At 65.4% G+C, this 7338-nt stretch carries 5 protein-coding genes; all 5 read right to left on the reverse strand.

Translation table 11 applies throughout. The features are described 5' to 3' along the window. The coding region (locus tag ACFSKW_RS49945; protein WP_379582060.1) for a DUF6000 family protein at window positions 1-290 on the reverse strand (290 nt) is incomplete at its 3' end. After that, window positions 226-594, reverse strand: a complete 369-nt coding sequence (locus tag ACFSKW_RS49950; protein ID WP_379582054.1) for a hypothetical protein — start codon at window positions 592-594, stop codon at window positions 226-228. The genes ACFSKW_RS49950 and ACFSKW_RS49945, both read right to left, overlap by 65 nt. A gap of 284 nt (window positions 595-878) precedes the next feature. Then, window positions 879-4172 carry an AAA domain-containing protein gene (locus ACFSKW_RS49955; protein ID WP_379582056.1) on the reverse strand — a complete coding sequence of 1098 codons (3294 nt, stop codon included), beginning with the start codon at window positions 4170-4172 and terminating at the stop codon, window positions 879-881. A 119-nt stretch (window positions 4173-4291) separates the two neighbouring features. Further along, window positions 4292-6142, reverse strand: a complete 1851-nt coding sequence (locus ACFSKW_RS49960; protein ID WP_379582058.1) for a GmrSD restriction endonuclease domain-containing protein — start codon at window positions 6140-6142, stop codon at window positions 4292-4294. Between the two features lie 497 nt (window positions 6143-6639). Then, the gene (locus ACFSKW_RS49965; RefSeq protein WP_379582062.1) at window positions 6640-7131 is read right to left on the reverse strand and encodes an integrase core domain-containing protein; all 492 of its coding nucleotides are present in this window, start codon (window positions 7129-7131) and stop codon (window positions 6640-6642) included. Window positions 7132-7338: the final 207 nt, after the last annotated feature.

The following is a 7338-nucleotide window of genomic DNA, read 5'->3' on the forward strand; positions in this document are numbered from 1 at the left end:
AGGAGGACACCCCACCCATCGCCGCCTAGAAATCCTTGATCCACAGGTCTTGACGATTGCTCGCGCTCATCAAGGTGGAGGAGAGCCCCCATCGCGTCGTTCTGGTCGTAGCGACAGTCCAGCTGAGGGAGGTACCGATCCAGGTAGGCGGTCAGGAGCGCGGCGTCCTGCTCTTCGGCGAACCTGGCCAGCGCGAAGCAGTACGCTCCACCCGCGTAGACCATCTCACTTTCCAACAGCAGCGTTCCGAGCCGTTCCCGGAACCGCGTCCGCCGGTCGAGACCGATCAGCCAGGGACCGCCCGAACCGGATCAGCTTCCGGTCAGGCAGGTCCATGAAGGAGCCCATGAGATGCCAGTACCGCGGGTACTCGCCAGTCTTCGCGCCGACATAACGTCGAACGACGGCGACCTGCTTGAACTCGGACAGGGTCGGTAACCACATGAGGTCATCCTCCCCGGATCGTGCAGTCCTGCCCATCCCCGCGGTCACTGCGAACGCCGTCTCCATCGCTCCGTGCTCCACAACTCGATCTACCGCGCCGACGACCAGCTCCTCATCAAACACCGGCGAGGCACGGCAGGAGTTCTCCATCGTGCTCACCACGCGTGCGGTCGGCGGGGGCCGGCGCCAGGGCGGAATCCCGTGAGGTTCGGTGTGCGACCGCGGAGAGGTCGCCTCGTTGCAGATGGACCGGTCGATGCGGATGCGGATCGAACATTATCTACATCACGATCAACCCACGCCGGGCCACCATCGATCAGCGCGGATCGTCAGCCGCTTCTTGGCGCCGAGGGCGACATCGGGACCGAAGGCATAGGCGTAGCCGGTCTTGTCCTTGAGCGCCTATCTCCAGGTCGATCGGGCGGGAGGTGGTGCTACGGTCGGGGCTTGCGGGAAGGCCGCCTTCGGGCGCCGAAGGTGACGGGTTCGCGCCAGGCATTGCGGCCGGAGCCACCCTGACAGGTCTGGTCGTAGCAGCGCCAGTACCAGTCGCCCTTCGTTCCGCGTCGGAGGTCGATCTCACTGCCGCCGCATCTGCCGCATGGTGGTGGGGAGGCGAAGTCGGTGGCGTGCTCGTGCTCGAGGAGCTTACTGGCGAAGTGGGCGCCGTGCATGGTCAGCATGACCTCGCGAGTTCTGCTCTGCGACAATATGTTCTGGCTGCCGAGCATGACGGTCCGTTCGTCGATGATCGCGATCTTCTGGTGCATGTAGTTCACAGACACGACGGTGTGGGCCACCGCTCGTACCTGGTCGATCAGTTCTAGGTACTTGCGTTGTGTCTGGTCGGAGGGGTCGCGGAGGAAGACGGTGATCTGGACGCCGCGCGCCGCCGCTTCCGCGAGGCTGGGGAGCAGTTTCAGCACGCGCGGGGCCACCCAGGGCGTCCAGAGCCATAGGGAGTGCTTGGCGCTGCGAAGGGCGTCGTCGAACGCGGTGTAGAAGTCCCTCTCGTCGTGGACGTCGCTCACCTCGATGTGGCGGGCGAGCACCTCCTTGAGCTGGTTGCCGAAGACACCTAGGTAAGGCTCGGCCGCTACGGTGGCGGGCGGCGTGATCAGCGCGGTGGCTCGGACCCGGCGGACCTGGCGGGTCTGGAGCAGTGCGTGGATGTGCGACAGCGCGGTGCTGGGGCGCACCGTGGAGACCCGTCTGCCGCTGGCGATGACGTACAGGCGGGTGCGTACGCGGGTCACCGCGACGTTGCACAGCCGCAGCCCCATACGCTGCCAGTGCGTGGCGTCGGGATCCCGGCTGGCCTGGGCCATCCACAGGTTGCCCAACTCCGCCTCAACGGTGTCGAAGACCACGACCGGGAACTCCCGCCCCTGGAACCGGTGCGCGGTACCCACCTCGGCCAGTGGTGTCCCCTCGCCCTCGATGTCGCGCAGTGCCTCCAGCGTGGCTTCCGCCTGATCCCGGTACGGGGTGACGATCCCGGTGTCCTCGCCGTCGGTGGCGTGCAGCTCGGCCAGCGCGCGTGACAACAGGACTCCGGCAGGCCACCAACCCCTGGAGCGGCCCGTAAGATGCGGCTGGGCGAGCTCGTGCAGGCCGTCGGTGTCGATGAGCACGATCTCTGGGTCTTCGGGGTCGCGGGGCCGAACCAGGGGGCCGGCGAGCAGGGCGCCGTCATAGGCCAGAGCGTTGGCCAGGTTCATGACGGCGGGGCCGAAGCGGTTCTGGGTCACCAGGCTGATGCAGCTCGGATGGCCGCGGGCGGTGGCCGGGTCGTCGATGCCGCAGTGCTCGAAGACGTCCGGGAGCAGCCACCGCTTGACGTCGGCGCGCTTGCTCTCGCGCAGCGGCGGCGGAATGACCGGCCCTAGTTGCATGGAGTCGCCGAACAGCACTGCCACCGTCTGCGCGCGGGCGACAGCGAGCAGCACCTCGGGCAGCGTGGCGGCGCCGACCTCGTCGACCAAGACCACGTCGTAGGAGCCCGCGAAGACCCGTTTGTTGGTACGGAAGCGTGCGAGCGTCGTCGCGACCAGCCGGGCCCCGTCGATGATCTCGCCCTGCGCGTCCCGTTCGAGCCGCTCGTACTCCTCCTGGACCTCTCGATAACGCTTCTCCAGCGTCTTGGCGTCGGCGGCGTCTCTGTCGGCGTGCTGGCGCAGCCGTTCGGCCTCGGCCTGCAGCTGGGGATGTTCGTGGCGCTTCGCCTCAGCGACCCGGTCCTGTGCCTGCCCCACGTGTTCTGCCAACTCTTCGGCGCGGCGCAGGGCTTCGGTCTCCGCTCGGTGCTCATCTGCCAGGTGGCTCATTTCGCGGGATGCTGCGGCCGCGCGGCTCGCCACCTCCCGGATCTCGGCACGGCTGTGCGAAGCGCCATCCGCCAGACCCCTGGCCTGCAGGGCCAGGTCGGCGCGACGCCGGTCGGCCACCTTCCGGCCGGATGCCGCGCGCTCGGCCAGGTCGAGCTCCCGTTCCATGGCGGCGTCACGGGCTTGCCGTGCGGCGTCGAGCGGGCGCTTGGCACGTAACCTGGTGAACCTGCCGCGTTGCTCCAATTCGTTCACATGACGTTGGGCCTCGGCCGTTGCCTGCTCCGCCTTCAAGGCCGCCGCCTCGGCCTCGGTCGCGGCTTGGTCGACGCGGGTGGCCTCTGCGCCCAATTCGTCCACTTGGGCCCACAGATGGCGGTCGTGCTCCATGGCGGCGTGAGCCGTGTCCGCCTCGTCCAGCCCTCGCTCGGCAGCGGCGAGGGCGGTGGTGAGTGAGTCGATCCGCGTTTGGTGGAGGGTCACGGCCGCCTCACACCTCTGCGGCTGGTGCTGGGGAGCTCGTAGGAAGATCTCGTCCCGGCGGTATCCGGCGGCGTCGAACCCCGCCAGCGCCACGGCCAGCTCGCCGAGCCGCCGCAGTCGTGCCCTCACGGCCACCAGCCGCTCCGACAGGTCGCGCCGCTTGGAATCGGTAGCCGTGAGCCGGGCGCGTACCAGGAGGGGCAGAGAGACGTCGGCGTTCTCGGTGACTTTGCGCAACTGTGGCGGACCGACCCGGACGATGGCTCCATGCGGATGGCGGTGCTCCTCGATGACGCCCAGCAGCGCGTTGTCCACGGCGATGTTGGTGGCCGAGACGAGCAGGATGCGCTTGCCCGCGGCGATCAGGTCGCCGATCGCCTTCGTCAGCACCAGGGTCTTGCCCGTGCCCGGTGGGCCCCAGACCAGCCAAACGCCGGTACCGAGGCACGCTTGGTAGGCCGCCTCCTGCTGCGGGAACAGCCCTGCTGGCGGCCGGGCTCGCGACAACTTGCCACCAGGTTTCCTGTCGGCCAGTAGATCACCGAGCGGCGCGCTGCCGAGTGAGGCAAGGCCGTTCTTGAGCGCTTCCACCAGGAACATGGGGGGCTGTTGCAGTGACCACAGGTGTGGGTCGGTCGGGTCAGCGAACTCGGCAACCCGCACGGTGAGCGTGGATTCGCTCTGTGAGACGTCCATCACCGCGAAGCCCTCGTCGATGCTGCCCTGCTCCGCGCCCGCCAGCCGCAGCCCGTCAAGCCGATCAGGGCTCAGCTCCGCGCCCCGCACGTCCACGACGTACAAGCCGTCGCCGGTACGGATCGCGCGGCCGAGCCGACGCCAGCGCGGTTGGCCGCCTGCTCCTCCCTCAGCGGCAATCCACTCATCCAGTGCGGTAACTATCTCCTCGCGCCAGCCCACGCCTCACCCCGCTCGCCGCTGACCCTTCGTGGCACGCTTACGGTAGACAAATACCCCGAACTTTTCCGGGTGTTTGTGATCATGGCCAGATCCGGCCAACCCTCGGCTGATGGTGAGCTTCACACCTCGAGCTCATCGACGTCGGGTAGGACGGCGAGGTCTTCGGGATCGAATCGTTGCAGGCTTTCGGTGCCGTTGTCTTGTTCGAGGTCGTTCTGCACCGGCTTGCCTGTTGCGTTCTCTATCAGGGCGACGAGCTCATGCAAGCGCTTGTCGAAGAACGCGTCGAAGTTGTCCGCGCGCAGCTCCGTAGCATCCGCAAGATGGGTGCCGACAAGAGCGTCGAGCTGGATGGAGTCGATTCCCGCCCTTTTCTCGATCTTCGGTAGGTAGGCGGAGGGCGCCACGCCGCCGATCGCGCGGTTGGTTTCAGCGGACAGGGGTGTCTTGTTGACGATGCTCTCTCGCCGGCTCGGGTCGATGTCGTGGTCGAGGCACCACTTCGACGGGAAAACGTGGTGGATGTCGATGGCCAGATCCACATATTGGATCTTGTCCAGCGCCTTGTCGTACATCCAGTCTTTGGCCCCTTGAGCTAGGACAAGGGCATAGATTCCTTTGTAGGCCGCCGCGTTCCTGGTACGAAGCGACAGGAGCCGGGAGGCAGCGAAGGTGCAGTCCGCGACCGTCCGGGGTACCACCGGCTCGGCGCCGAGCGTCCAGCCCGGGACCTGTTCGATGTCGCGGGCGAACCGTGTCTCGATGGCCGAGCCATAAAGTTCACCCAGGATGCCGCACCAGAACCACTGGGCAAGCTTGGCGCGCACGCCGTGCAGATCAGCGTCGTTACCGAGGACGACCTTGATCGCGGCAAGCGGCACGAGCTGTTTCGGATAGGGCAGAAACTTCACGTCGAAGATGTGATGATCGGCGAGAAAGGTCGCCGTCCACGCGAAGGCGTCCCGGACCGGCTGCACCCACTCCAGATAGTCGTCCAGCGCGAGCTTGAGCAGGTCTTCCTTCCGGGCGGACACTGCGGGAGGTCGGCCAGATATGTCCTTCTTCGCGCGATCCAGCGTCGCGAGCAGACTCACCGCTTGAAGAAAATCGGTGTTCTCGACAGCCGCCAGGACGGGATGCACGGCGAAGCCCTTCTGGGTCGCGTGCCAGTCATCATTGAGCCGGAAGTCCGTACCGTGGGCGTCGAAGTACTTCTTGTCGCCCGCGAAGGTGGCGGTGAGGAGCTCGAAAACGTTCAGCGGCAGGCCACCGGTGTTGACCTTCTCGAAGACGGTAGCAACGGCCGCTTTGCTGGTCGTCTCGTCCAACTCGATGGCGGGGATGTTGTAGGTCGAGCAGGGCTGGATGACCTGGGCGTGGAATGCGGAAATCTGGTTCTTGTCCTCGCAAGCGAGGATCCACGTGATGGTGTCAGCCTCACCGAAGAGAAGGCGGGCGGGAAAATACCCCGCGGCACGCTCGAGCTCGGGCGTGGACAGGTCGAGGTCGATGTCCTTACCGAAGTTGCTGCGCAGGACACCGTCACCTGGCACGGACACGACGGACTCGTCAATGCGCTCCTCGCCGAGAAGGGCGGTCTCCATGTGGACGTAGTAGCGGCGGTCCATGAGCTTGCCCCGGCTGTCCTTGGTACGGACAACGCCATCGCTGGTCAGAGCTTGGGTGAGTGAGGTAAGCCGCTGTTGGCCGTCGAGGAGCAGCAGGCCGGGTTCGGTGTCCGGCGGAAGGACCCCTTCGACTGGGCGCGGCTTGAATCGGATCTGATCGTTACCTGTCTTCAGCATCATGACGACACCGAGCGGATGGCCACGCAGGATCGTTACGAGGAGCTGACGGATGCGTTCATCCTCCCATTTGTAGCCGCGTTGGAAATCGGGGAGCTGGATGCGGCCGCTAGTGGTCCACTTCAGGTAGTCGGCCAACTTGTACAGCGGAGTCTGGAAGCTCATGCTTACCCGTCCTCGTCGAGACCGGAGGCTGAATATATGGTAATGGGAAGGTAACGGAACGTCAGGACCTGTCGGGTTGCGCAATCGACTATCCGAGGACGGCTGCCGTGTCAGAATTCGGCGAAACAGGGCATCGTGCTCGTCGTCGGACATCGTGGGCAGGCTGTCGAAGCCGTCCATAGTCAGCCCGGAGCTAGGCGACATTGGATGATGCGGCGGTAGCCTCGTAAATCCCGTCAGCTCATCGAACTCCAGCACGGGCCACTGGAATCCGGTCATCCACGTCTCGTCGCGTTGCACGAAGCCGAACAGCGCCCGGACTAGGTCAGCGCGCGAGCGTGCGATGGTCCAGAACGACGACCGCTGCCACACCGTTCATGATCAGGACAGGCACCATCAGATCATGAACCGGAGCCACCAATCCGAGTTAACCAGCAGAGTCCTGTAACGCTTCAAAACTCGTGCACGTCGTCTGAGCTGGTGTTTCTTCGGGTTAGTCAGGCGGCACGGTGGTACTCGCTGATGGCTCCGCTGAGCACCCTCCGGCGCTGAACCCGGCCTTCCAGCGGCACCACGACGTCCTCGTCTTGATCAGGTGGGCGTTGTTGGCGTGACTGGTGCGGGCGGTGCGCGTTGTAGTGCTCGACGTACTCGTTCAGAACCGAGCGAAGGTGGCGTTCGTCGTAGATCAGCATGCGGTCGGTGCATTCGGCTCGGACGGTGCGGATCCAGCGTTCGGCGTAGCAGTTGGCTCGGGGCGTTCGTGGCGGTGTCTTCATCATCGTGATGCCCAAGCTGGTGAAGATCTCGTCGAAGGCGGCGGTGAACTTGGCGTCCCGGTCACGGATGAGGAACCGAAATGACCTTGCCTGGCGGCCGAGATCCATAAACAGATTTCTCGCGTGCTGAGCCGTCCAGGCGCCTGTGGGGTGAGCGGTAAGGCCCAGGATGTGCACACGTCGCGTTCCCACCTCCATCACGAACAACACGTACAAGCGCTTCAGGAAGACCGTGTCGACGTGGAAGATGGAGTTGACCCGGTTTGGTGGACACCTGGTCTCTGGGGAACCCTGGTTCCCGGAAGAAGGAGTCTGCTGTGCCGAACAACTATCCGCAGGAGTTTCGCCGGCAGATGGTGGAGCTGGTGCGCGCGGGACGGTCGCCGGAGGAGCTGGCCAAGGAGTTCCAGCCGTCCG

The organism is Nonomuraea mangrovi, assembly GCF_042681425.1.
Classification (GTDB): Bacteria; Actinomycetota; Actinomycetes; order Streptosporangiales; family Streptosporangiaceae; genus Nonomuraea; species Nonomuraea mangrovi.

Excerpts from the sequence above, each read along its gene's own strand:
- ACFSKW_RS49950 (WP_379582054.1), bottom strand. The coding sequence starts at position 594 with ATGGAGAACTCCTGCCGTGCCTCGCCGGTGTTTGATGAGGAGCTGGTC.
- ACFSKW_RS49960 (WP_379582058.1), bottom strand. The coding sequence starts at position 6,142 with ATGAGCTTCCAGACTCCGCTGTACAAGTTGGCCGACTACCTGAAGTGG.